This is a genomic window from Pseudomonadales bacterium (assembly GCA_024234615.1).
In the GTDB taxonomy this organism is placed as follows: Bacteria; Pseudomonadota; Gammaproteobacteria; order Pseudomonadales; family IMCC2047; genus JAJFKB01.
Genome location: JACKNY010000002.1, coordinates 18816 through 43586, shown reverse-complemented (window position 1 = coordinate 43586; position 24771 = coordinate 18816). Strand labels below are relative to the sequence as shown.

The 24771-nt window shown below is 46.6% G+C and carries 26 protein-coding genes and 2 tRNA genes; 13 read left to right on the top strand and 15 right to left on the bottom strand.

What is annotated here, in order from left to right; all coding sequences use genetic code 11:
* The first annotated feature begins 13 nt into the window (after positions 1 to 13).
* From H6995_09405 to mltF, 3 genes are all read left to right on the top strand, one after another.
* Positions 14 to 1486 (top strand): glutamate synthase subunit beta, encoded by a 1473-nt coding sequence (locus H6995_09405; protein MCP5215209.1) that lies wholly within the window; start codon positions 14 to 16, stop codon positions 1484 to 1486.
* 192 nt (positions 1487 to 1678) lie between these two features.
* Positions 1679 to 2410, top strand: coding sequence for a molecular chaperone DnaJ (locus tag H6995_09400; protein ID MCP5215208.1), 732 nt, complete (start codon positions 1679 to 1681; stop codon positions 2408 to 2410).
* A 145-nt stretch (positions 2411 to 2555) separates the two neighbouring features.
* Positions 2556 to 4001 (top strand): membrane-bound lytic murein transglycosylase MltF, encoded by a 1446-nt coding sequence (mltF, locus tag H6995_09395; protein MCP5215207.1) that lies wholly within the window; start codon positions 2556 to 2558, stop codon positions 3999 to 4001.
* On the opposite strand, the gene H6995_09390 is transcribed toward mltF, so the two are convergent.
* The 5 genes from H6995_09390 to H6995_09370 all read right to left on the bottom strand — a co-directional run bounded on the left by H6995_09390 (position 3985) and on the right by H6995_09370 (position 7469).
* On the bottom strand, positions 3985 to 4416 hold the full coding sequence (locus H6995_09390) for a hypothetical protein (protein MCP5215206.1): 432 nt from the start codon (positions 4414 to 4416) through the stop codon (positions 3985 to 3987). The two genes, mltF and H6995_09390, sit on opposite strands and share 17 nt — an antisense overlap.
* A gap of 24 nt (positions 4417 to 4440) precedes the next feature.
* A complete protein-coding gene (locus H6995_09385) occupies positions 4441 to 5301 on the bottom strand; it encodes a 1-acyl-sn-glycerol-3-phosphate acyltransferase (GenBank protein ID MCP5215205.1) in 861 nt (286 codons plus the stop codon).
* Positions 5302 to 5310: 9 nt separating this feature from the next.
* Positions 5311 to 6108, bottom strand: a complete 798-nt coding sequence (locus H6995_09380) for a GNAT family N-acetyltransferase (protein ID MCP5215204.1) — start codon at positions 6106 to 6108, stop codon at positions 5311 to 5313.
* 84 nt (positions 6109 to 6192) lie between these two features.
* Positions 6193 to 6939 (bottom strand): NRDE family protein, encoded by a 747-nt coding sequence (locus H6995_09375; protein MCP5215203.1) that lies wholly within the window; start codon positions 6937 to 6939, stop codon positions 6193 to 6195.
* Positions 6927 to 7469, bottom strand: coding sequence for a hypothetical protein (locus H6995_09370; protein ID MCP5215202.1), 543 nt, complete (start codon positions 7467 to 7469; stop codon positions 6927 to 6929). The genes H6995_09375 and H6995_09370 overlap by 13 nt, the downstream gene beginning before the upstream one ends.
* A gap of 327 nt (positions 7470 to 7796) precedes the next feature.
* On the opposite strand from H6995_09370, the gene ribB reads away from it, so the two are divergent.
* Positions 7797 to 8912 carry a 3,4-dihydroxy-2-butanone-4-phosphate synthase gene (gene ribB / locus H6995_09365; GenBank protein MCP5215201.1) on the top strand — a complete coding sequence of 372 codons (1116 nt, stop codon included), beginning with the start codon at positions 7797 to 7799 and terminating at the stop codon, positions 8910 to 8912.
* A 53-nt stretch (positions 8913 to 8965) separates the two neighbouring features.
* On the opposite strand, the gene H6995_09360 is transcribed toward ribB, so the two are convergent.
* Positions 8966 to 10570, bottom strand: a complete 1605-nt coding sequence (locus tag H6995_09360; GenBank protein ID MCP5215200.1) for a malate synthase A — start codon at positions 10568 to 10570, stop codon at positions 8966 to 8968.
* A gap of 521 nt (positions 10571 to 11091) precedes the next feature.
* Here H6995_09360 and H6995_09355 point away from each other — a divergent pair.
* From H6995_09355 to H6995_09330, 6 genes are all read left to right on the top strand, one after another.
* Positions 11092 to 11877, top strand: a complete 786-nt coding sequence (locus H6995_09355) for a DUF3450 domain-containing protein (protein MCP5215199.1) — start codon at positions 11092 to 11094, stop codon at positions 11875 to 11877.
* Positions 11874 to 13265 carry a MotA/TolQ/ExbB proton channel family protein gene (locus H6995_09350; GenBank protein MCP5215198.1) on the top strand — a complete coding sequence of 464 codons (1392 nt, stop codon included), beginning with the start codon at positions 11874 to 11876 and terminating at the stop codon, positions 13263 to 13265. Before H6995_09355 ends, H6995_09350 begins: the two co-directional genes overlap by 4 nt.
* 31 nt (positions 13266 to 13296) lie before the next feature.
* Positions 13297 to 13824, top strand: coding sequence for a MotA/TolQ/ExbB proton channel family protein (locus H6995_09345; GenBank protein MCP5215197.1), 528 nt, complete (start codon positions 13297 to 13299; stop codon positions 13822 to 13824).
* 10 nt (positions 13825 to 13834) lie between these two features.
* Entirely contained in the window at positions 13835 to 14233 is a 399-nt protein-coding gene (locus H6995_09340) for a biopolymer transporter ExbD (protein MCP5215196.1), read from the top strand.
* A 15-nt stretch (positions 14234 to 14248) separates the two neighbouring features.
* Positions 14249 to 14875, top strand: coding sequence for an energy transducer TonB (locus tag H6995_09335; protein MCP5215195.1), 627 nt, complete (start codon positions 14249 to 14251; stop codon positions 14873 to 14875).
* 74 nt (positions 14876 to 14949) lie between these two features.
* Complete coding sequence (locus H6995_09330) at positions 14950 to 16287, top strand: tetratricopeptide repeat protein (GenBank protein MCP5215194.1); 1338 nt, start codon at positions 14950 to 14952, stop codon at positions 16285 to 16287.
* A gap of 38 nt (positions 16288 to 16325) precedes the next feature.
* On the opposite strand, the gene H6995_09325 is transcribed toward H6995_09330, so the two are convergent.
* Positions 16326 to 16883, bottom strand: a complete 558-nt coding sequence (locus tag H6995_09325) for a transposase (GenBank protein ID MCP5215193.1) — start codon at positions 16881 to 16883, stop codon at positions 16326 to 16328.
* A gap of 98 nt (positions 16884 to 16981) precedes the next feature.
* Positions 16982 to 17338: a 6-carboxytetrahydropterin synthase QueD gene (gene queD / locus H6995_09320; protein ID MCP5215192.1), complete on the bottom strand. Its 357-nt coding sequence runs from the start codon at positions 17336 to 17338 to the stop codon at positions 16982 to 16984.
* A 215-nt stretch (positions 17339 to 17553) separates the two neighbouring features.
* Here queD and H6995_09315 point away from each other — a divergent pair.
* The 3 genes from H6995_09315 to H6995_09305 all read left to right on the top strand — a co-directional run bounded on the left by H6995_09315 (position 17554) and on the right by H6995_09305 (position 18012).
* Positions 17554 to 17629: transfer RNA gene (locus H6995_09315), tRNA-Val, on the top strand.
* Positions 17630 to 17645: 16 nt separating this feature from the next.
* Positions 17646 to 17722, top strand: a tRNA-Asp gene (locus H6995_09310).
* A gap of 86 nt (positions 17723 to 17808) precedes the next feature.
* Entirely contained in the window at positions 17809 to 18012 is a 204-nt protein-coding gene (locus H6995_09305; protein ID MCP5215191.1) for a hypothetical protein, read from the top strand.
* 13 nt (positions 18013 to 18025) lie between these two features.
* Here H6995_09305 and H6995_09300 read toward each other — a convergent pair whose 3' ends face one another.
* From H6995_09300 to H6995_09270, 7 genes are all read right to left on the bottom strand, one after another.
* Complete coding sequence (locus tag H6995_09300) at positions 18026 to 18604, bottom strand: DUF4136 domain-containing protein (GenBank protein MCP5215190.1); 579 nt, start codon at positions 18602 to 18604, stop codon at positions 18026 to 18028.
* A 203-nt stretch (positions 18605 to 18807) separates the two neighbouring features.
* Positions 18808 to 20265 carry an efflux transporter outer membrane subunit gene (locus tag H6995_09295; GenBank protein ID MCP5215189.1) on the bottom strand — a complete coding sequence of 486 codons (1458 nt, stop codon included), beginning with the start codon at positions 20263 to 20265 and terminating at the stop codon, positions 18808 to 18810.
* Positions 20252 to 20716: a cytochrome c gene (locus H6995_09290; protein MCP5215188.1), complete on the bottom strand. Its 465-nt coding sequence runs from the start codon at positions 20714 to 20716 to the stop codon at positions 20252 to 20254. Before H6995_09290 ends, H6995_09295 begins: the two co-directional genes overlap by 14 nt.
* A gap of 25 nt (positions 20717 to 20741) precedes the next feature.
* Positions 20742 to 21452, bottom strand: coding sequence for an ABC transporter ATP-binding protein (locus H6995_09285; protein ID MCP5215187.1), 711 nt, complete (start codon positions 21450 to 21452; stop codon positions 20742 to 20744).
* Between the two features lies 1 nt (position 21453).
* Positions 21454 to 22656, bottom strand: a complete 1203-nt coding sequence (locus H6995_09280; protein MCP5215186.1) for an ABC transporter permease — start codon at positions 22654 to 22656, stop codon at positions 21454 to 21456.
* The gene (locus H6995_09275) at positions 22653 to 23405 is read right to left on the bottom strand and encodes an HlyD family efflux transporter periplasmic adaptor subunit (GenBank protein MCP5215185.1); all 753 of its coding nucleotides are present in this window, start codon (positions 23403 to 23405) and stop codon (positions 22653 to 22655) included. Before H6995_09275 ends, H6995_09280 begins: the two co-directional genes overlap by 4 nt.
* The gene (locus H6995_09270; GenBank protein ID MCP5215184.1) at positions 23383 to 24270 is read right to left on the bottom strand and encodes a hypothetical protein; all 888 of its coding nucleotides are present in this window, start codon (positions 24268 to 24270) and stop codon (positions 23383 to 23385) included. The genes H6995_09275 and H6995_09270 overlap by 23 nt, the downstream gene beginning before the upstream one ends.
* Positions 24271 to 24771: the final 501 nt, after the last annotated feature.

Here is a 24771-nt window from a genome sequence, read left to right as displayed (position 1 = left end):
GAGAAAGTTAGCTATGGGAAAAGTTACTGGATTTATCGAAGTCGAACGCAAGACCGAACCCTATAGGGAACCCATGATTCGGATTGCGGATTACGGCGAGTTATACACCGAACATGATGAAAAACACCTACGCTCACAGGGCTCTCGTTGTATGGATTGTGGCGTACCTTTTTGCCAATCGGATACAGGTTGCCCCGTCGATAATCTCATTCCTGAGTGGAATGACCTGGTCTATCACGGGCGTTGGGAAGATGCGATTAAACGTTTGCATAAAACCAATAATTTTCCGGAATTTACCGGGCGAGTTTGTCCGGCGCCCTGTGAGGGCGCCTGTGTTTTAGGAATTACCAACCCTGCAGTGACTATAAAAAATATTGAAAATGCGATTATCGATCGGGCTTTCAGTGAAGGCTGGGTCGAGGCGATGCCGCCGACTCAACGTACCGGCAAAAAAGTTGCTATCGTCGGTTCCGGGCCGGCAGGACTGGCCGCAGCGATGCAGCTGAATCGTGCTGGCCACCAGGTAACCGTATATGAGCGGGCTGATCGCATCGGTGGTTTGTTGATGTACGGTATTCCTAACATGAAACTGGGTAAAGATGTGGTGGAACGCCGTGTTAATCTGTTGCGTGAAGAGGGTGTTAGCTTTGTGACCAATGCTAATGTCGGCGGCACCAGTGATAACGCGGTCAGTATGCAACAATTGCAACAAAACAATGATGCTGTGCTGTTGGCAACGGGCGCGACTAAGCCACGAGATTTGCCCGCGCCCAATCGTGAGTTGAAAGGCATTCATTTTGCGATGGAATTTCTCTCAGCCAATACCAAAAGTTTGCTGGATTCCAATTTGCAGGACGGAAATTATATTTCTGCCAAAGATAAGCATGTCATCGTGGTAGGTGGCGGTGATACGGGTACAGACTGTATCGGTACTTCTATTCGTCATGGCTGTAAATCGCTGGTTAATTTTGAGTTAATGCCAACACCGCCGGATGATAGAGCTGCTGACAACCCTTGGCCACAGTGGCCCAAAATAATGCGTGTGGATTATGGGCACGCTGAGGCTCGCGAAAAATTTGGTCAAGACCCGCGCACCTATTCGATCTTAACCAAAGAGTTTATTGGTAATGAAAAGGGCCAGGTAACAGGTATAAAAACCGTTAATATTGAATGGGTTAACAAAAACGGTCAGATGAGCTTTGAGGAAATTCCCGGTAGTGAAAAGGTTTGGGAAGCAGATCTGATATTGCTGGCGATGGGTTTTCTTGGGCCTGAGCATGAAGTAATTGACGGGCTTGGAGTAGAGCTGGATCCGCGTAGCAATTACAAAGCGGAATATGATCAGTTCAGTACTTCCGTACCCGGAATATTCGCCGCAGGAGACTGTCGTCGTGGTCAGTCTTTGGTGGTGTGGGGGATCAATGAAGGCCGCGGCGCGGCACGTGAGATCGACCGCTTTCTTATGGGTAGCACAGAGCTTCCATAACCGATTTTACGCCTATACCATGAGCGCCCAATAAAAACCCCGTCCAGCGGGGTTTTTTATGACTGATATTTACGGCCACTGTTGAGTTTTGCGATATCATCATTACTGATGATCGATCTGAATCCTTTTTCTTCAAGATCGCTTTGATATTTTTAGAACCGACCTACCGTGATAGAGGGCAGGTATTACCAAGTGCGCACACTGATAGTCTTAGTTACATTGGCATTACTGTATTTCATTCTGCGCTGGCAATATCGCAGAAACCCGCTGGCTTTTACTAAGAAGTTCCTCTACTGGGGCGCCGTATTACTAGCTATCAGCCTGGCTCTGCTGGTCGCCACTGGTCGCTTACATTGGTTATATGCGCTGATTGCAGCATTAATTCCTTTCGTTAGTAAAATAATGACGCTACTGCGTTATTTGCCGATTATAAAATCCATCAGATCAGCGTTAGGTGGAAATAATAAACAGCATTCGCATGATGCAGGTTCTTTTGCCAAAGTTGAATGTCGATATTTTAGGATGGAGCTTAATTCGGCCACGGGTGAAATGAATGGGACGATTTTGGAGGGGGCTCATCAGGGCAAAAGTCTGAGTGAATTAAACAAAGAACAGTTGGTTTCGTTGCTCCGGGAATGTCAGCGTTCTGACAAGGAATCTGCCTTACTGTTGGCAACCTACATGGCGCGTTATTACGGTGAACAGTGGCGCGAAAAACAAACGGGAGGCCGTTCTGATGAAATGGGAGAAGATATGTCTCGGGCGAGAGCTTTGGATATTCTTGGCTTGCGTGAACCCGTAGCTGAGGCCGATATTATTAAAGCGCACCGGCAACTTATTCAGAAATTTCATCCAGATAGGGGTGGAAGTAACTATCTGGCAGCGAAAATTAATACAGCTAAGGATTATTTGCTAAACAAGTAGTGAGTGAATTTAAGGATTTGTAAAAGTGGGCTTCTCGATCATACTGAGATAATATTAACCGGTCTGTTGCTGAACACTGACAGTTCCTTGGTAGGTGTAAGAGGTTGATAACCATGGTGGGAAAGCAGGATAGCGAGGGAGGAGCATGCCTCGTTTTCGAATAGACAGTGTAGCGTTATTGACGCTGGCCCTCTTGTTGTTGCTGTTAGTGACCAATCTGCCTTTACCTGAAAACAACGCTCGTAGTTTGGAAGAAATCAGGCGTAGTAAGAAGTTGGTGGTTTTAACACAAAATAACCCGACCACTTATTACCTTGATAAAGATGGCGTTAGAACAGGTCCGGAGTATAAATTAGTTCGCGCTTTTGCTAAGGCCTTGGGCGTGACGCCATATTTTCAGGTAAAAACCAGTATTGCAGAACTGCTTGCCGCCATTGCGGCGGGCGAGGGGGATATCGCAGCAGCTGGCCTTTCTGTTACGAACGAAAGAAAACGCCGTTTTCTATTTAGTCATCCCTACCAAATGGTGAGTCAGCAAGTAGTTTGCCGCCGTGGCGGTCCTCGCCCTCGACGGGCAGCGGATTTGCCAAAGGTTGAATTGGCGGTAATTGCGGGCAGTAGTTATGAAGAAAGGCTTGAACAACTTAAAACGCATTACCCGGACTTAACTTGGCAGTCCACGCAAGGAGTCAGTGCGGAACAACTGTTGGAGCGCGTCTGGCGCAAACAAGTTGAGTGTACGGTATTGGATTCCAATATTGTCGCTATTAACCAGCGTTATTTCCCCGAATTAAAAGTACGATTCGATTTAGGCAATAAAGATAATCTTGCGTGGCTGTTACCGCTAGGTGCTGAAGAGCTACAAGAGGTGGCGAATGCTTGGCTAGATAGCTATGAGGCGTCAAAGAAAATTGCCAGCATCCAAGAGCAATATTATGGCCATGTAGAGCTGTTCGACTACGTTGATACCTCTTCTTTTGTGCGGCGGCTGAATAACCTGTATCCCAGCTACCAGCCTTATTTTCAGGTAGCAGCGCAAACCTTTGGTTTATCTGAGTCGTTGCTCGCCTCTCAAGCCTATCAAGAATCCCACTGGAATCCTTATGCAAAGAGTCCTACCGGAGTGCGCGGTATGATGATGTTGACGCAGGTAACGGCCAGAGCCATGGGAGTAAAAAGTCGTATTGATGTTGAGCAAAGCATTATGGGAGGAGCCAAGTATCTCGCTAAATTAAAATCCCGCTTAAGTAAGAATATAGAGGAACCAGATCTCACTTGGTTTGCATTGGCAGCTTACAATGTGGGAATAGGACACTTGCGCGATGCCCAAAAGCTGGCGCGCCACTTTGGTGGTAATGCTTATCGTTGGCACGACGTCAAAGAGACGCTGCCTTTGCTCAGTGATCCAAGTTATTACAAATTTATGAAATATGGTTATGCGCGGGGCTCCGAACCTGTGCTTTATGTGCAGCAGGTACGCCAGTACGAGCAAATTATGACGCAATATTTACTTGCGCAAAAACAGTCTTCGGAGATCAATACCGTTTCGGATGCGAGTCTGGAGACTATCGAGGTTAAGGGGTATTACTGATTGCGGGTGTCTTTTTTAAGAGCTTTTCAAGTGCCAGACCATACGAAAATGTATAGATAGTACCGATGATCATGCCGGGTAATATCGTCATCAAAATTTCAGGTGTTCTCAATAGTTTGTTGATTCCCCACGAGGTTATGTAAAGGAATAGGCAGGTAATGAGAATGGTAAGAGGAAGCCTGGTTCTTACTTTGCCCAGCGCCTGATGCAAAAACTCCATAACCGAAGTCATGCTGAGGGTTAACACAAAACTATAGCTACCCTGAGTCAGCGCAGCTTTTATGCTAACAGAGAAAATGTAGGCATGGTTTGCATAAAAGGCCCAAGCACCATAACCCACGAAAGCTACGAATGCAGATAGCAGAATACGAACTTTTTTACTGCTGAGGAGCTGGTTAAATTGGCGGCTGAACATGAGGTTGCAGGTGGGCCATGTTCTTTAGTTAGTCGGGTTTTGTTCAGTTTGGGTGGTAGCGAGCGAACCTGTGGTTGCTCCGGCAGCGGGCATGTTTGATAGAGCTTGGCTGAGGGCACTGGATACTTTGCGTTGACAGTAGTCAGCGCAGGCTTTGCGCGACTCAAAATCTGATAGCTTAACTGGAGTGTGGAAAATTAATTTTGTCTGCACAGCAGGCATGCCCGCCATTTTAAAAAAATGGGAGGCAAAGGGCATCTCAGCATACCAGGCAAAATAATCTCTAATGGATTTTTCCATGGGTTGACCACGATGGGTTAGATAGGCAATGGTGATGGGTTGAATTAACACCTCTTCAGCGATCTCAGCCGCGTGAAATAGGCTGCTCTTAAAAGGCTCGACATAGGTGCCGTCAGTGCTGGTCCCTTCGGGAAACAGAATCAAGTTGCCCTTGCTGGAAAGCTGTTTTGCCATAACTTCAATTTGGCTGTGAGCGTGCCTGCTCTTACGTTCGAAAAAAAGCGTATTTTGAATGCGGGCCATCCTGCCTAAAACCGGCCAGCCAGCGACCTCAGATTTAGCGATAAAACAACCTGGCACGAGGCTCCCTAAGACGAAAATATCCAGATAAGACACGTGATTGCTGATATAGAGGGTGGCTCGATGGTTGGTTGGTTCGCCCTCCATGCTGGTTGTCAGAGGGAGAATACGGCAGCAGCCACGGTGAAATTGCATAGGGATTGTTTCTAGCTGCCGATAGCCTAGCAGTTTGGCAAGATAAAAATAGAGTGGGCCAATAACACACCAACCAGTGAACATTGCCAGGCGCGAAACAGCTAAGACAATGGAGTAAGGCTTTGTTCTGGCCGACTTAAACTCGATCATCGAACTGGCTTATCTCGGAACGAGGGTGTGACTGTCGCGCAGCATGTCATTTGCGTCGACATAAATACCGACAAAAACGGTATTAAACTGTGGGTCAATTATTGCGGTGTCACTAATTTTTGCACCTAGCTTTAGATAGCCTCGCAGTAAGGTTGGAACGGCTTTTTTGGCTTGCTCCCAGGCTGAGGGTTGATTGGCAAAATTACTGATGGCAACAGCGTTTTTGATGATAGGCTCTGGCATGAGTTCAGCTGGTGCCAAGTTGTTGTGATAGAGGTAGGTTAGGATGTCGCGATGTTTTGAAATATCGGTTCCAGGGAAGCTGGCACAGCCTAGCATCAATTGGTAACCGTTATCGATAATAAATTTCATGGCGAATTTCCAGATCAACATGAGGATGACGCCACTGCGACCAGCGGGGGCGATACAATATCGGCTTAACTCCAGAATCCGAGTATATTTGCCGCGCAGCTTGGTGAGGTTGAAGGCTTTCTCCGTATAAAAAAACTGATTGGGGAGAAGGCAACTATTGCTGACTAACCGCAATGTGCCTACCACGGTGTTGTTGGCGCTCTGGTCGGTGACCACGATGTGAAATGCGATGGGGTCCCATTCATCAACCTCGCGTTCAAAACGCACCATTTCATCGCTGGGTTTGCCCTGGTGTTCTTGATAGAACACGCGATACCTTAATGCCTGTGCTTCTGTTATTTGAGACTCGCTGGTCGCAAACTGTACACTGTAGTGTCCGGCCTGGAATCGTGGCATTCTTTCTAACTCAAGGGGTTGTGTTGGGGCTGTCAGCATGCATCGATTCCATTAGTTGAACGGTAATTTAATGAAAATTATTCTCTCGTATGTTCGGGCCCGTATCAAAATTTCCGGCTAACCTTAAGCTGATTGTCCCATTTTGGGTCCGTAGGTAGTGTCTTCTTTCGCGATCTTGATGATAACTGGCGCTTTGCCTAATGCTTCGCAAGGTGGCCCGTCCCAATAGTGAAACGTAGCGCCAAGGTCGTCAACCTGAATGTGACTGAAGCTCACTGTGCTTGCATCATCGCGATGCATGCATACCGAATATGGGCCCTTTTCAGGGAGATGCCCGGCATGGTAGTCCCGTAATAAATCGGTCGATAGGTTAGGGGCGTTGATCAAGTGCGCAAGTCGGTTTTGAATCACTGTTGCGGTGCTGAAGGAGGAAGAGGTTATTGGTGCCACAGGGTTAGCTTTTTCGCTTAGGTTGACGCCATCCCAAGATACTTGCAGAGGAAGGTCTTGCTGCGAAAAAATGAGCAAATCGAAAGGTTTAAAATAGTCTAAATTCTTTTGCGCTAAATCTAACAAGGCCGCTTGAGCGGTTAATTGTTGTGCCAGACCTTTTACTAATAATCCGCGACTGATCCAATTGTGTCGTGATGGTATGACGGCATGATAATTATTGAGCAGGCACAGCGTAACGCCTAACTGATTAGTGCTTATCCAGCTACCACCGGCATCTGGGTCAGTGGGGGCAATGTAGGTAACTGCGCCTTCTCTGTGCACTTGCGGTGGCAATGCGCGCTGTCGAGACTTCAATTCATCGCGATTGAAGAAAACTTGATAGCCGAATTCCGTAGTGAGCCAAGTTAACGTGCACATTGCATTTGCTTTAGATATTTTTGAGTCGATGCGGCAACCCCAAAACTTTGATCAACTGATACCCCTTCAAATTTTAGGATGGCAGCGATAATAGCGTAATGGTGGATAGTGTGTCCTTGCAGAAACACCAGTTCGCGCTGCAAAGAACTTGCGACAGGTTCAGTCAATTCGGTGCTACATGAAGTGCAGAGAGTGACGTATAAATGCTGCTCCGTTATCGCGCGCGGATTTGCAGTGGTCTTCAATGTGGATAGGGTAGCGATAATTTGCTGAAGCGTATCAAGGGCGCAGTGGGCGTCTGTTTCTATTCGAGCTTCCCTGTCACGTTGATCATAGTTAACGTGACGGTCGCTAAGGCCACTGATAAAACTCAGGTAGTGATCAAGAATATGCCGAAAATGCTTGCCGACTGAAGCGGTAAAATAGGGCGATGATACCTGATTGTATTGTTCGCGAGACAAACGCTTTAAAATTTCCGCACCACTTGTTAGTGCTTGAATATTATCGGCTAAGATTGATTGAGACGACAAATGAAAACTCCAAAGTATAGAAATGGAACGATTTTTATATGGCCATGTGACCATCGATTATAGAGAAAATTCATGAATAGATTAATAACTGGCCTAACTAATCTTAACCTGAGATTTTTGCTGTTGTGGAGCAATTTAAGATTGGTTCTGCATTGATTGTCAGCAAATAGCTTAGAGAGACCGATTAAATTTTATGGTTCAAAGTCAGTCGTGATAAGCGAGCCTGATCAGAAAATCTTTACTCAGTATTTAGTAAAATTGGCTTAACGATTAACGTCTTACTTGTGTAGAATGGTCACCCGTATTCCCACAGAAGATGTCGATTCGATGGAACTTAATACAACACACGAACTAATTGAAGATATTAGGCAGGGCAAAATGGTCATTCTTATGGATGACGAAGATCGCGAAAATGAAGGTGATCTCATTATTGCTGCTGAAATGGTGACCCCAGAGATTATTAACTTCATGGCGCGCCATGCCTGCGGCCTTATTTGTCTCACCCTCACCGATGAGCGCTGTGCACAGTTAAGGTTGCCGCTCATGGTGTATGAAAATCACGCTCAGCATTCCACCAATTTTACGCTTTCAATAGAAGCAGCGGAGGGTGTCACTACTGGTATTTCAGCTGCAGATCGTGCCCATACCATTATTACCGCCGTAGCTAAGGATGCGCGCCCGGAAGATATCGTCCAGCCGGGCCATATTTTTCCTTTGATGGCGAACCCGGGCGGGGTATTAAGTCGTGCAGGGCATACCGAGGCTGGCTGTGATTTAGCGCGTTTAGCTGGCAAGGAGCCTGCTGCCGTGATTGTTGAAATCATGAATAAAGATGGATCAATGGCAAGGCGCGCGGATTTGGAGAACTTTGCTCAAGAGCACGGTATGAAAATTGGTACGATAGCCGATCTAATTCATTACCGAATGTTGAATGAAACCACGGTTTTGAGGGTTGGCGAACAAATGCTGACGACGCAGTGTGGTGAGTTCCAGATGGTGATTTATGAGGATGAAATTCATCAGGAAGTCCATATTGCCTTGATCAAGGGTGAGATTGAACGTAACGAACCAACCCTGGTGCGGGTCACTCAAATAGAGGCTTTCCGCGATGTGTTAGGGGCAGAGCTGACGGGCCGCAAGAGTTGGTCTATTTTAGATTCGCTATCTCATATCGAGCAGGAAGGAAAAGGCGTTTTAGTTATTCTGGCGACCGATGACCCCTCCGCCGATATTCTTGCCCATGCCAGTATGTTGCGCAAAGAGGTTAGACGAGAGCAGGCCGTACGGCCCAAAGTATTAGGTGATTACAGTACGGTCGGAACGGGGTCTCAGATATTGAGAGACTTGGGTGTTGGTAAAATGAGGTTGCTTAGCCCACCAGTCAAATATACCGGCCTATCAGGTTTTGATCTTGAGGTGGTTGAGTATATCGATAGAGAATAAGAGCCGCAGTATTTAGGCCTATCGTCCGTTTCGATAGGCCTAAATACGTGGGCTTAGCTTAGTTCTTCGTATCCGGGTAGTGTTAGGAAGTCCACCAGCTGATCGGATGTCGTGATTGAGTCGAAAATTTCCGCGGCACGTTTAAATTTACCTTGCGACCAGCGATCTTCGCCCACTTCTTTTCTGACCTGATCCATTTCTTCATCGAGCAACTCCCGAAACAACGCCTTGGTGACCAGCTTGCCGTTGGCTAAGGTTTTCTCGTTCTGAATCCACTGCCAGATAGAGGCGCGTGAGATTTCCGCCGTAGCGGCGTCTTCCATGAGTCCGTAAATAGGCACGCAGCCGTTACCGTTAATCCACGCCTCAATATATTGCAAAGCGATACGGATATTGATTCTCATCCCCTCTTCCGTGCGCCCGCCTTCCGAAGGCTCGAGTAGATCAGCGGCGGTAATTTCTTCGTCCTGTTCTCGCAAAATGTCGAGTTGGTTAGGTTTGCCAGCTGGAATGATTTGATCAAACACCTGCATCGCCGTGTCGGCTAAACCTGGGTGCGCAACCCAAGTACCGTCATGACCATTATTGGCTTCCAGTTGTTTGTCATTAATTACCTTGGCGATGACCTTTTGATTTTCTTCCGGGGACTTGGACGGAATAAAGGCAGCCATCCCGCCCATTGCCATGGCTCCGCGCTTGTGGCAGGTTTTAATCAACAGCCGTGAATAAGCACTGAGGAAGGGTTTGTCCATGGTGACAACCTGGCGGTCAGGTAATACGCGATCTCGGTGTTTTCGGAGTGTTTTAATATAAGAGAAGATGTAATCCCAACGGCCACAGTTTAATGCCACGATGTGGTCGCGAAGCTCATAAAGTATTTCTTCCATCTCGAAGACAGCAGGTATCGTTTCGATCAAAAAAGTGGCTTTAATCGCACCGACTTCCAGGTTGAAACGCTTTTCAGCATATTCGAACACATCATTCCACCAACGTGCTTCTAAGTGGCTTTGTAACTTGGGAATGTAATAATAAATACCAGTACCCTTTTCCAATCTCGTTTTAAAGTTGTGGAAAAAATAAAGACCAAAATCCATCAAACATCCTGGAATAGGCTGATCCTGGAAGGTGATATGTTTTTCCGGCAGATGTAAGCCTCGGGTTCTGGCAATCAGGACAACGTCCTGTTTATCTAATGAGTATTGTTTACCATTGTCGGGGTTGGTGTAGGCGATCGTACCCAAGTTAGCATCACGCAGGTTTATCTGGCCTTCTACGACATTCTCCCAGGTTGGGGAAAGCGAGTCTTCGAAGTCGGACATGTAGACTTTGACGTTGGCGTTCAAGGCATTGATGATCATTTTGCGGTCGGTCGGGCCGGTGATCTCCACGCGTCGATCTTGCAGGTCAGCCGGAATTCCCTTGATTTTCCAGTCGCCGTCACGAATATGCTTGGTTTGAGAAAGAAAATCAGGCAACCCTCCTGCATCGTAGTCTGCCTGTTTAGCCGTGCGGGTAGCAAGCAGCTGGTCGCGGCGAGCGCCAAATTCTTCCACTAGGTCTGACAGGAAGGCTAAAGCTTCAGACGAGAGAATTTCTGCATATTCTGGGGTGGTTTCCCCTAGCACCTTCAATGTATGTGTGTCGGTGACGGTATTCATTATTTAAGTCCTCAATCTTGCGTTGCACTAAGGAGTAGCGCGATTGGCAGAATGAATAATAGCAACTGGGCATGGGTGATTAAATATCAATATCATGGTTCAGATGAATATCGAATATTCATCGAGTCAATGAGATTTCCACTGGCTCGAATTGTACGGCCTAAATTGGGTGATTTATATCACACCAGGCCATTAATTGAGGAAGGTTTGATGAATTATTAGTTGCAAAGCGGGTAAGCGATAGTGTTTAATTACGTCGCATAGAGGGGCACGGAGTACGCCTCCAATATATACAACTAAATGAATATGGCCTGCCTCTGCTAGTGGTTAGTGTTTATATCATTGGCTGTTTAAATAAAAAATATATTATAAAAAGAAACGAAGTGGAATGAGTTAATCCTGATGATTGATTCTTTGCATTATGTTCAGTTGTTGTAATGACAATAAATCACTGTGTGCAATGACCCATTGTTTTATCTTCAATTTATATAAGCTTAAGTGAACGCAAATAGGAAAGGTGTATGAATAGTCATCCTTTGAAAACCGTATTGACCTCGGTGCTTGCTGCCGTTGTTTTTTCGTTGGGCGTTGTTGGCAGCAGCTATGCTGACCAGCTTGATGAAATCCACAAAATTAATAAAGACAGGACAAAAAAAGCGCAGGAATCGCAGGCAAGGGTTGATAAGCTCAATGATCAACGATTGACGTTGTTAGACGAGTATAAAGCTGTTAATAAGATAATTGATGGCCTGCGTGTTTATAACAGTCAATTGGAAAAGCAAATAGCCGCGCAGGAAAATCGGCTGCAAGAGCTTGAGGGGTCAATCCAGCAAGCCACTGTGATTAAGCGTCAAATTACGCCGCTGATGCACAGAATGGTTGATGGCCTGGATCAGTTTGTCAGTCTTGATGTCCCTTTCCACCAAAGTGAGCGTGAAGATCGTATACAGTTTATTAAGGATGCTCTGGACAATCCCGATATCCCTGATTCCGAGAAGTTCCGTCAAGTATTGGAAGGTTATCAGATCGAGAATGAGTACGGGCGCAAAATTGATTCTTATTCAGATACCGTGTCGATTGATGGCAACGAAGTCATTGTGAATGTGTTGCGAGTAGGAAGAATCGCGTTGGTGGCTCAGTCAAAAGATGGAAAAACTTCGCTGGCTTGGAATAATAATGAGCGTAAATGGGTCGAACTGGATGCTTCTTACCGTAACCCTGTTCGTGAAGGAATTCGAATTGCGAATAAGCAGGCCACTATCGATATTATGATGTTACCAATTGCCGCTCCGGAGAATGCCCAATGATTAAGTTTATGCGAAAAGGCACCCTGCTTAGCCTAGTATGTGGGTTAACTTTTGGACTGACCTTGTCTTCTAGCAGTTATGCAAATGATGCAGTTACCCTGGATGAACTATTAAATCGAGTAAAGCAGGGTACAGCTCAGGATAATAAAGAGCAGAATGCGCGGGAAGCGAAATTTGCACGTGAGAAACAAGAGCAGGCGAACCTGTTGGCGCAAGCAAAGAAAATTCGTGCACAAGAAGAAGCAAGAAGTGCAAAATTAGAAGCGGACTATGCCGCCAATGAAATCAAATTAGAGAATAAAAAGCAGCAGCTAACAGAGCGCTTGGGCGTACTTAAAGAATTATTTGGTACAGTGCAGGGTGTTGCGGGTGATTTAAGCTCAACGCTGAATTCTTCTTTAGTCAGTGCCCAATATCCAGGCCGTACTGAGTTTTTAGATGCGCTGATCAAAAAGATGGGTAGTAATACCCAGCTTGCTACCATCGAAGAGTTAGAACGCGTATGGTATTTGCTCCAGCAAGAAATGACGGAAACGGGCCGCGTAGCAAGATATACAACCACTGTCGTTTCTCCTCAGGGCGACCGACAAGAGAAAGAGGTCATACGCGTAGGAGCCTACAATATTGTATCTGATGGTAACTACCTACAGTACGATAAAGATACTGAGACACTTCTCGTGTTAGCGCGTCAACCTGCGGGGCGTTACACTTCAAATGCCGAAAAATTACAGAATGCAACGACTGGTTTTACGCAATTTGGGGTTGACCCAACTGGCCCCTCTGGTGGTTCCTACTTAGCGGCGTTGATTGATAGCCCTGACCTGATTGAGCGAATTCATCAGGGTCGCGAAGTGGGTTATATCATTATCGTCATTGGTATTATTGCGTTGTTAATTTCTTTCTGGCGTCTGCTGGCCTTGAGCGCTGTCGGTGCGAAAGTGAACTCACAGCTGAAGAATATATCTCAGCCTAATACCAACAACCCGCTGGGTCGTGTGTTGGCAGTAAACCAACAAAATGCTGGCGCAGATACTGAAACGCTTGAATTAAAGCTGCACGAGGCAGTACTGAAAGAAACACCTGCTCTCGAAAAATGGATTGGTTTCATCAAAATCACCTCGATGGTCGCCCCGCTTTTGGGTCTGCTGGGAACGGTGACCGGTATGATTCTGACCTTCCAGGCGCTGACAATTTTTGGTACTGGTGATCCGAAAGCGATGGCTGGAGGAATTTCAAGCGCCTTGGTAACCACTGTGTTAGGTCTGTGTGTTGCGATTCCTACTGTCTTTTTGCATGCACTGGTAAGCGGTCGCAGCAAGAAAATTATCCACATTATGGAAGAGCAATCAGCGGGTATTATTGCGGAACAATCTGAGCAAAATAGCTAGCTAGTTAACCAATAAACTTAGGAATCAAACTATGTTTTGGTTTTATGACATATACGATGCCCTCACTTCCTTTATGGATACAGGGGGCCCTGTACTCTGGTTTATTGCTTTGTTGCTTTTAGCCATGTGGAGCTTGGTGTTCGAGCGGGTCTGGTACTTCGGTGCCAGCCATCGAAAGCTCGTACAGCACGTTGTTAATGATTGGAATACCCGAGAGGATATCAAATCATGGCGTGCTCACCGAATTCGTGAAGCAATCATTTCCCGAGTTAATTTACAGGTCGATCAGAATCTTCGGCTGATTAAAACAATGGTGACTCTGTGTCCTTTGCTGGGACTGTTAGGTACTGTGACAGGTATGATCGAGGTATTTAATATCCTGGCAATTACCGGGGGCGGAGATGCGCGTTCAATGGCAAGTGGGGTTTCGAAAGCAACAATTCCAACAATGGCGGGCATGGTCGCCGCGCTGTCAGGAGTTTTTGCATCTACCTGGCTGGCGCGAAAAGCAGAACGTGAAAAAGAACTGATTCAAGATCAACTCACCATAGAGCATTGAGAGCAGACGAATGCGTAGACATAGTGCAAGAGCTGAAGAAGAACAGTCAATTGATCTAACGCCCATGTTGGACGTTGTGTTTATCATGCTGATCTTTTTTATCGTCACAGCCTCCTTTATTAAGGAGACTGGGATAGAAGTGAATAGGCCAGACGCCTTAACCGCAGAGTCTAAAAAAAATGCGAGTATTCTCGTTGCGGTTAATGCTAATAGCGAGATCTGGATTGATAAGCGCCGAATTGATGTGCGAGCGGTACGTTCAAACATTGAAAGGTTGCGTGCGGAAAATCCTGAAGGAGCAGTCGTGATTCAGGCCGATGAAAAAGCAACTGCCGAAACCGTTATTAAGGTAATGGATGCGGCCCGAGAAGCTGGTGTTTATGACGTATCGCTAGCGACAGAAGAGTAATTTCAGGAGAGCTTTATGGGTTCAGCAATTAAATACCCCGTAGCGATTCTGCTTGCAGCGGTTACAACGCTGGCGCTATTTTTTCTTATGCAAGCCTTAATTGCCATGGGCACAGGCCCAGTGGAAAAGGGTGAAACAAGAAAAATCGCAGATATACACATGCCTGAACGGGAACTTGAAGTAATTCAGGAAGAGAAAAAGCCTGAAAAGCCAGAAGAGCCTGAGCAGCCACCACCAGATCTTGCACCGCCACCAGTAGATATGTCGGCACCGGATGCTGGCGGTATATCGATGGCCCCGGTCAAGGTTAATGCCAATATTAATCTAGGTGGTATTGGTCTCGGAGCAAGCGATGGCGAATATTTACCAATCGTTAAAGTGGCGCCTATTTATCCTAGCCGTGCTTTATCACGCGGTATAGAAGGGTACGTTATTGTTGAGTTTACCGTAACTAAGTTAGGTACTGTGGCAGATCCTTTTGTAGTAGAGGCTTTCAGCGATAGTGGCAGCCCTACCACGATATTCAATTCTGCTGCAATAAAAGCCGCACTAAAATTTAAATATAAACCGAAAATTATTGATGGCGAACCAGTTGATGTGGCTGGTGTACAAAACAAAATTACGTTCAAAATTGATAAGTAGCAAATCTTCTATGAATGATCAGCTAATTACTCAGATGAGCTATGTATAGCGATTCTTAAAGCGGAAATAGAATTATGGCTTTAGCGACAACTTTTTTAAGAAAAATGCTGACTGCGACGGCAGGGGGTGTGGCGGCGATGGTGCTGATTGCACCAATTGCTGGTCAAATGGGTTTCGGGAAAGTTTTTGCAGATGACGAAAAGTCACAATATGCGGATCGAAAAACACGAAAAACACCTACGTTAAACCTTAAACTTCATGAGAAGTTGCAAGAAGCGCAGGCGGCGAATGAAGCTGGCGATAATGCCGGTGCTATAAATATCCTTAATGAACTGCGCGAACCTAAAAAATACGACAAGTACAATAGTTACGAGCGCGCCATGCTATGGAATTTTTACGCGTTTATCTATTATTCTCAGGAAAACTATCTTAAAACGATTGAAGCTTACGAAAATGTGCTTAAGCAACCGGATTTACCCGAGGCTTTGGGCGTAGGAACATTATACAGTCTCTCTCAGATTTATTTCGTCCAGGAGGATTACCGTAAAGCGGTTCAAACTCTAGAGAAGTGGTTTAAAGTTGCGGAAAATCCCGGCGCTAATGCGTATATATTGCTGGGGCAAGGTTATTACCAGCTTAAGGACTTTAATAAGGCAATTCCTGCGGTAGAGAAAGCGGTAGAGATTGCGCGAGAACGGGAAAAAGAAGTTAAGGAAAACTGGTATCTATTGCTGCGTGCAATGTACTACGAAAAAGAAGATTATAAAAAAACCTTCGAAATTCTAAGAACACTCACGCATGAGTATCCCAAGAAGGAATATTTCTCGCAATTGGCGGCCATGTATGGAGAGTTGAAGCAGGAGTTTAATCAGTACTCAACTGTCGCGGCAATGAATGATGCCAAATTGCTTACCAAAAATGCTGAACTGGTAACCTATGCACAATTTTTGATGCAGAATGATCGACCCTATCGTGCCGCGGTCATACTGGATAGTGGCATGAAAGAGAAGATCGTTGAAAAAACTGATCGCAACTATAAATTACTGGGTAATGCTTGGACTTTAGCGAAGGAAGATAAAAAAGCGATTCCGGCATTCGAGTCGGCGGCAAAATTATCTGATACTGGTGATATCTATGCGTCTTTAGCGCAGTCTTATCTCAATATAGAAGATTGGAATAAAGCGGCGGACGCGGTAAATAAAGCTTTCGATAAGGGCAAATTAAAACGTCCTGACACGGCTAATGTTGTGTTGGGTATGGCGCTCTTTAATTTAAATAAGTATGACGATGCCATAAAAGCTTTCGAAGTGGCGAAAAAAGATAAAAGAAGCGAAAAAATCGCCCGGCAATGGCTCCGCTATGTGAAAGGAGAAAGGGATCGGGCAAAATCGTTGGAAAGAGGGCTCAGTTAGAATTAGTGTCCCGTCCTAAAATACGTTGACGGTTTTGATTAAGCCGGTTGCCATTCGCAACCGGCTTTTTTATGCACTTCTTCTGGTGTTTTCATGCCAAGGCTCAAGTGCGGCCTCAATCGATTATAGGTGTCGATGGATTCTGCCACTAACACCCTTAGATCTTCAAACGTTTTACAGCGATAAAGTAAAAACTCCTGTTTTAAAATGCCGTTGACGCGTTCAGCCAATGCATTCTGATAACAATCATAACCATCCGTCATCGAAGGCTGAATATGATGCTTAATATCCACCATACCCTCAAGAACAAGGATACGAAGGCGCTCATCTTCCAGTTCTTTTTCCAGGCGTTTGATTTGTTGTGCGGGAGTTTCTTTGGATTGGCTCATGGGTAACTCAGTGGGGATTGACCAATCTAATTTACCATGTTTTCTAAGCCAAACCAGTACCGTGCTCCGCCCCTGGATACCGTAGGCCTTCTGAGCCTGTTTATAGGTCATTTCGCCTTTTTCTATCTGCTCAACCACCGCCAATTTAAAGCCCAGATTATAATCACGCTGAGTGCGTTTTCGACCGGAAGGGGGAGTATTAGTCATATTAAAGTCCTCAATGTGTAAACACATTTCAGGACGAGACAAAGATGGAAACAAATAAGGCCGGTAACTACCGGCCTTATTTGTTTATAGCGGGATTTCTAATTTCCGGAAAAGCTACAACCACTGGTGCAGGTCTCTTGAATGGTAACTTTGCTTAGTTCTGGTAAATGAGGCTTCAATCGGTGCCAAATCCACATTGCCAAATTCTCACTGGTGGGGTTTTCAAGACCCTCGATCTCGTTCAAGTAGTGGTGATCTAGCATCACATAGAGAGGATCGAAAGCTCGTTTGATATCTGTAAAATCCATTACCCAACCAGAGCTTTCTCCAACTTTACCACTCACAAAGATGATGGCTTTAAACGAATGCCCATGTAATCTACGGCATTTGTGTTGCTCTGGTACATTTGGTAAGTGATGAGCAGCCTCAAAGGTAAACTCTTTATATATTTCCATTGGCATGATTACTTTTAATAGGCGGATTAAGGGCTTTACATTTTAGCACCGAACGCTTTTGATAGTGATTCTTAAAAGCTAATCACGGTAGTTAAAAAAGTAAATTTTTTGCAAATTTATAACACTAAAACTTTATTTCTGAGCAGCCTTACTTTTTTATTATAAATGTTTGACTTAGCTACCGATTTCTATAAAATGCGCACTCTCAGCCGATTGGGTGGTTAGCTCAGCTGGGAGAGCATCTGCCTTACAAGCAGAGGGTCGGCGGTTCGATCCCGTCACCACCCACCATTTTAAAGTTAAGTGCGGACCGGTAGTTCAGCTGGTTAGAATGCCGGCCTGTCACGCCGGAGGTCGCGGGTTCGAGCCCCGTCCGGTCCGCCATTTAACTCTTTAATTCAATATCTTGGGGCCCATCATTGTGCCAAAATTGTGATTGGTCTATATCCAATTTAGAAGCAGGAGGAGTCATGCGTAATCTAAACACAATAGGTATCGATCTAGCAAAACGTATTGTACAGGTGTGTATTATCAACGGTCGTCACCAAAAGCCGCTGGTTAATAAGGCTATCAAGGCCAAAAACATGTTGGCGTATCTGGCCAATCAACCTATCAGTATCATCGCCATGGTGCAATATTGTGAAGCAGTACACCTTCCCACGGTATTAATATAACGAACCATCATAATTATTTTGCTTCATCAAATTTGTTGAATATAGCGGTAACTGCTTCCTTAATTAATGCTGATGGGTCTTCTCGGTCGGGTGTGAGAATTATTTTAGTAGCCCAACCGTGCCATACCGGTTGCTTGGTTTTACCATCGAAAATGTCCACACTCAATGTGCCTTCTGTGTACGTGCGATGCACAACATCCGTTTCGTAGTAATGCCAACCCCATGCACCGCTGTAAGGACTTGGATAGGAGGAAGCATTGATCTTTTCTCGCGTTCCAACCGTGAAAGACAGGACAAAATCAGCTGCGTGCTGATTCTCGGTAAAGACAAAGCCCTTAACGATCAATTCGTTCTTAATCGCTTCGGATATTTTTCGGAGGGTAAGAGGACTGACAGAAGATGACTCACCAACCCCAAGAATCAAGGGATTATCAGCAATCCAGCTGAAGGTTCGATAGTCCGTAAAGGATACAGATTCATCCTGATGGGAACCGGACTTGATGGTCGCGCAGCCACTAAGAAATAATCCAATTAACAGACAAGTGAATAGCCTTGGCGAGTAGAGTTTAATTAGGTTGGCAAACTTGTGCATTTGATGACTCCTCAATAATTCATTCGGTGATACGATCAATTTTAGTGATTGAAATGACAATCCTGATATAACTAAACATACTGGCAATCTGCAACTTACCGGCATCATGTAAACCCATAAAGTGTTGGTGTTTGAAGTTTCCTCCGGAACGCACTCCAAGTAAAGATTGTTCAACCATAGTTTCGGATATGCGTTACGCTTTTCTAATTGATCTGACCACTCCCCATTGCCTGATAAAAGGCAACGCTATTCGTCAGGCGCTTAGCTTGAGCCTCTATGGCGTCAAATTGTGTCTGTTGCGATTGCTGTTGTGCAATAAGCACATCAGAATAACTGGCCGCGCCGAGTGCATATCGACGTTGAGTTGAGTGTAGAGATTTTTGTGCACTGGCGTCTGCAGCAGCGAGTGCCACGAGTCTTTCGGAATCATTTTCAAGCGCACGTAATACATCGGCCACATTACGCAGCGAATCCAGCACAACGACCCGATAGTTTGCCGCCGCTGCATCAAAAGCGGCCAAAGCGGCTCGCTTTTCAGCCGGCAAACCTGGATTGAACAAGGGCTGTATCAATTGACTCACCAGGTTCCAGATTGCAGAGTCGCTGCCGAATAACGCACCGGTGGTTAGAGCCTGCGATCCTAGTTCGGCACTGAGATTGAGTTGAGGATATAACGTTGAGATCGCCACGGCGTATTCTGCATTGGCGACATGCAACAATGCTTCAGCACCCAAGATATCCGGCCTTGTGCGTACCAACTCGGACGGGACAACCAGTGGCAAATCAGATGGTAGGATGAAATCCTCCAGGGTGAAGGACGGCAATCCGGTTGCTGCCGGCGCCCGTCCCACCAAAACGGCCAGAAGATGCTCGTTTTGCTGGAGCTGATTGCGTAGCAGCGGTATGCTGGCGCGAGTCTGTTCCAACTGAGTTTGCAAAGCCAGTACATCGTCTGGTGCGGCCTGGCCAAGACGAACCCGTTCCTGGGTCAGGTCTAATTGTTCCTGCTGAGATCGCAGCGTATTTTTAATCGTTTTAATCTGCATTGAAAGCTTGGTCTGAGTAATGGCAGTGATGACGATATTTGCCGCCAATGTCAAACGCGCGCCTTGTAATTGGTATTGTTGATAGTCACTTCGGGCGGCCAAGGCTTCTAACGCACGCCGGTTGCCTCCGGCCAGATCAAGTGTGTATCGAACACCCACACCGGCGTCGAAGATACTGAATTCGCGTGCCTCACTGGGTTGTCCTAATACGCCGGGGTTAAAACGTTGACGCTGACTGCCCAGGCTGCCTTCAACCTGCGGGTAACGCGTAGCGCCGGATCTTGCTGCGTAAAGCTCTTGTGCCTGACGTAATGTTGCCTCGGCTGCATTCAGGGTGGGACTACTTTCAAAAGCTTCATTGATGAGCGCATTCAGTTTGGTGGAGCCCAGCTCACGCCACCAATACAGATCACTTTGCTTGCCCTCGACAATATGTTGTGATTCACCCAGCGCTGTCGGAGTCGAGGCTGTGTTCATCGGTATGGGTGTTGTCGTGTAATCAGCCACTGCAGGGGCAGCTGGAGGTTGGAAATTCGGCCCAACCGCGCAACCCATTAGCGAAATGCCAATGAAACCTGTTAACAGCGTATAGCTATTCTTTTTATTGTTGTTCATAAAAATACTCCTTGAAGGGCTTTCTGAAACGCTGATGGCAGGCGAGGCAACTGTTTTGTAAGGTTGCGAAAGTTAAGATGACGGCCTTACCATCCTGTTCCCTCGCGAACGCTTCCATTTCCTTTGCGGCTTGATGTGTGTTTGTGTCAAAAAGTTTGAATTTGCGCATATCAGCACCGGCAAAACTTAAAATACGCATTTTCTCTTTCAGTGGTGGCTGTGGATGGTCGGCAATCAGCGGTGCTGTTTTTGTCACTAGCGCCCAGTCCTCCCGGGAAATGGCATCGGTCACCGTTTGCATGTTTTTGCCCAATGCCTGCATGATTGTACGTAGCGCGAGCGGTTTGATTCCCGTATTTTCATCGGCCCATGTCGCGGCGCTGATGCTTACCATTGTTGCTGCGATCAAACCAAGCGCGACATTCCTGTTAAACATGTGTTGGTGTGTCATCTCGTCGGTCTCATTAGATAAAATTTCATTCAAAACTACGTCCTTCGCCGGCCTCTTCATAGGTCACGCCGTCGCGGATGTTATAAATCCGTTTGAACGTAGGAATAATCTTTTCATCGTGGGTAACCACAATAATGGCGGTCTGGAATTTTTCAGCCATATCATTCAATATCTTGATCACGGCCAGCGCACGTTCGCTATCAAGCGGGGCGGTCGGCTCATCGGCCAGGATGACGGGAGGGTGATTGACCAAACCACGGGCGATAGCCACTCGTTGCTGTTCTCCGCCGGAGAGCTGTGAGGGCATGGCATTGGCGCGGTGCGCTACATCAAGCGCCTGCAACAAATCGTTGGCGCGTTTGCGGGCGTCGGTGTTTGCTATCCCGGCTAACATCGACGGCAGTGCCACATTGTCGGTGACGTCAAGAAAAGGGATGAGATAGGGCGCCTGGAAAACAAAACCGATCCGGTCTCGCCGTAAAGCACGTAGGTCCTTGACCTTCCAGCCGTCGTTATAAATGATATCCTCTCCGAGTGTCATTCGTCCGGCGCTTGGCTCGATCACTGCACCCAAACATTTTAGCAGCGTGCTCTTGCCAGAACCCGAAGGACCGATCAGTCCAACGACTTCTCCTGGCGCAACCTGCATATCAACCTTCTTCAAAGCATCAACGGCAGTGTCCCCGCTACCGTAACGTTTGCTTACCCCTTGAATATCAATACCTTTTCCAGTCATGTCAGCCTCCTATCGCTTCAGCTGGATCGACTTTCAGGGCAGCACGTATAGCAACGAAGCTGGACAGCACACAGATCATAACAACCGCAATAAACCCGCTTACCGAATCGAGTGGCTCGAGCAGTATATATTTGGGGAAAAGCGGCGCACCAAAAGTAGCGGTAATTTTTCCTACGACAAATCCGATCAGCCCTAATGCAATCGCCTGCTGTAGAATCATGACGGCGATAGTTCGGTTTCTGGTGCCAATCAATTTCAACACCGCAATCTCACGAATTTTGCCGAGCGTCAGAGAGTAGATGATGAATGCGACGATGGCGGCGCTGACGATGGCGAGAATCACCAGGAACATGCCTATCTGCTTTGACGAGGTGGCAATTAATTTGCCGACCAGAATATTTTCCATCTGGCGACGGGTGTATACCGTCAAGCGCTTCCATTGGTCGATGGCTTGAGCTACTTGTTCAGGCTCATATCCCGTTTTGACCTGCACCAAAACCGCATTGACATAAGGATTGCTGCTTTGCGAGGTGATGACAGCGTCCAGTATTCCAGGCACTCCGGGACGGTTAAAGGCAGGGTTTTCAGCAGTACGACGACGTTGTTGTCTGATGGCGTCATTATCTTTGAGGAACTGCGCTTCCTGTGCATCCTTCAGGGGAATAAACACCATGGGGTCACCATTGGAAGAGACCATCCGTCGAGTGAGGCCAACCACCTTATACTGGTTGCGGCGTATCTGGAGACGGTCTCCGAGCTTAAAGCCGGTAGCAATATCAGCTACTGCTTCATAGTGACCTCGCGTTATCTGTCGACCGGCGACCAGGTGTGGAGGCCAGCCAGGCGTTCCGGGCTCCCCCGCAGTGATGCCTGTCACCATGGCCCGAACATCACGCTCGCCCTGGCGCACCTGCATGGTCAGGTAGGTAACGTTAGCGGCGCTTGCCACCCCGGGCATACCACGAATACTTCGCCACACATCATCGTAAATACTCGACGATTCAGCATAGGGCCCCAGGGTATCCCTCTGCACTACCCAGAGGTCAGCGCCACTGTTGTCAAGCAGTACCTTGGCGTCATCCACCATGCCGCGATAGACTCCCGCCATCGTCAGTGTCACGCCGATCAAAAGCCCTAAACCAATCCCGGTGAAAACAAATTTTCCCCAGGCATGCAGAATGTCGCGTCCGGCCAGACTAATCATGGCGCTGCGCTCCCCGCAAACCGCTCAACCACATGAATACGACTGCGAGTATTTAACGCTTTTTCGCTATATGCCACGACCTGATTGTCAGCGTTAAGACCTTCGCGTATCTGCACCTGCCCAATCAAATCAGATGTGCCGATGATGACTGGTGTAAAGCGTAACTTGCTCTCTGTAACCAGCCACACGCCTAACTTGCCATTTCTGCGCTGGATAGCGGCATTGGGGACAACCGGCCCGGATGACAGCGCTGGTAATTCAATCGTCACCTCTGCCAGTTCTCCCACCGGAGGCAGCGGATCTGGCAGTTGGTCGAATGTTACTTTGGCCAATATTTCCTCGGTCACCGCATCCGCTAATGGCTCTACCCGCAGAATATGCCCTGCTTGCGACGCACCAGTGCGAGATCGCAATACAATGCGGGCAGAAAGATTAGTGGCGAGACCTTGCGCATGAATCTGATCAAAACGTACATTGATCCACAAAGTGTTAGGGTCGATCAGCTCTACCACCGATTGACCTGCCACCACGGTGGTGCCTGGGTCAGCATCACGGGCAACAACCAGGCCATCAACGGACGCGATCAAATACAAATTATTGCGTTGCGCCTCCAAATGCGGGCACTGCTTAAAGTGACCGTTGTATCCGGTATGGCATGACCATTCATTCCGGTATTTGCTGACCAGTCCGCTGATTCTCAGTGACCAAAGATCTACAGGCTGATCATCATTTATGGCGATTAAAATCAAACATCATCTTTTCAGCTCTGAGCAGGTTCCTATCTTCCGGAAATGTTGCATAAACGATAGGATCAGATTCTTCATTGAGCTTCTCTAAATACCCAGGGTCGCCTACGGCCTTCGTAAGTTTTGAAACGTCACAGGCAATGATTCTATGTGACAAGGTATGTTTGTTGGCGTGACAGGCAGCTACAAAAGGCAGTAACTCTGACCAACCCTCCTTGAACCACTTTGTGCGAGCGATTAATGGCAAAATTCTGTAAAGATCAGCGATTGCCTGCACATGTTCTTTTGATGCTTTAGCGGCTTCACACCACCTGGCATTGGCAAGTAGTCCCATCAAACCGTAAAGGTCGCCTCTTCTTAATAACGCATGTGTATCGTGATCTGGTATCACGTCCCATTCCTGGTTGACCGTTAAGGAAGGAAATTTCCAGCATCGCTTTTGTTTGTGCTCAGAAGAGAGGAATGGCGCAGATAGCGCCTCTACTTCTTTAATGCTGAGCGGCACCTCATTTAATAGCTCAAAAATGGGTAGTATAAACAAGGCATCTGCATCAGGTACTGTTTCAGAGAGTTCGTCTGAAACGGCTAGCGCGGTGACTTTACTGACTTGAATATTGGTCATCCACCGTCTCACGATCCCCGTATTGTCCGTGTATTCCGCTGCTTCTGAGCTCCTGGTTTGGCGGTTAGTTTTTCTCGGATAGTTAGCTGGTTGAACGTAGGTGCGCCAAAATTCTTCCTCTGTTAACCCGGTTTCTCGTAAAAGCGTTTTGATCCACAGTTGTGTTCTCAGCAAATAGGCTGGATTTGCACGCGAAATTCTTCCGTTTCCAATTCCGAATAAGTTCTTAGCGAGTTCTTTAGGCATTGATCGTTTTTGCATGGGGGGTAATGTTAACGCATTTTTTATCGTCTTAACGTTACTTTGTGAGTTATGCCTGGTTTTGGTAGTTTTTTAGTTTCGTGCGCTGCGTTGAGTTGCGTGCAAATCTATGCCATTAAAATTCGGATAATTATTTAGAGGAAAAAGACAAAACGTTTTGTCTTTACCTCTTTTTCTGATCGGGGATGAGCTGTTGCGGTATCATCAGTGATGCTGTTAATAGGTATTGTTAATATCGCCAATCAGAAAGACCATCAAGGTATGGATGGCGAATTGTAATCTTTAATAACGATAAGGGGGGTGGCTTATGACCTAGAAAGCTCAGTGTTAGAAGAAACATTTACTGAGGCCGGAAAAGTAAAAAGGCCCTGAAGCTGACACTTCAAGACCCTTTTGGAATGGTCGATTACTGCACGACACTTCCAAGTATCTTTACTTTAACTCGCCCTGTCAAGCGTTGTGCAACAAGAATAGTTGCGCCAGGGT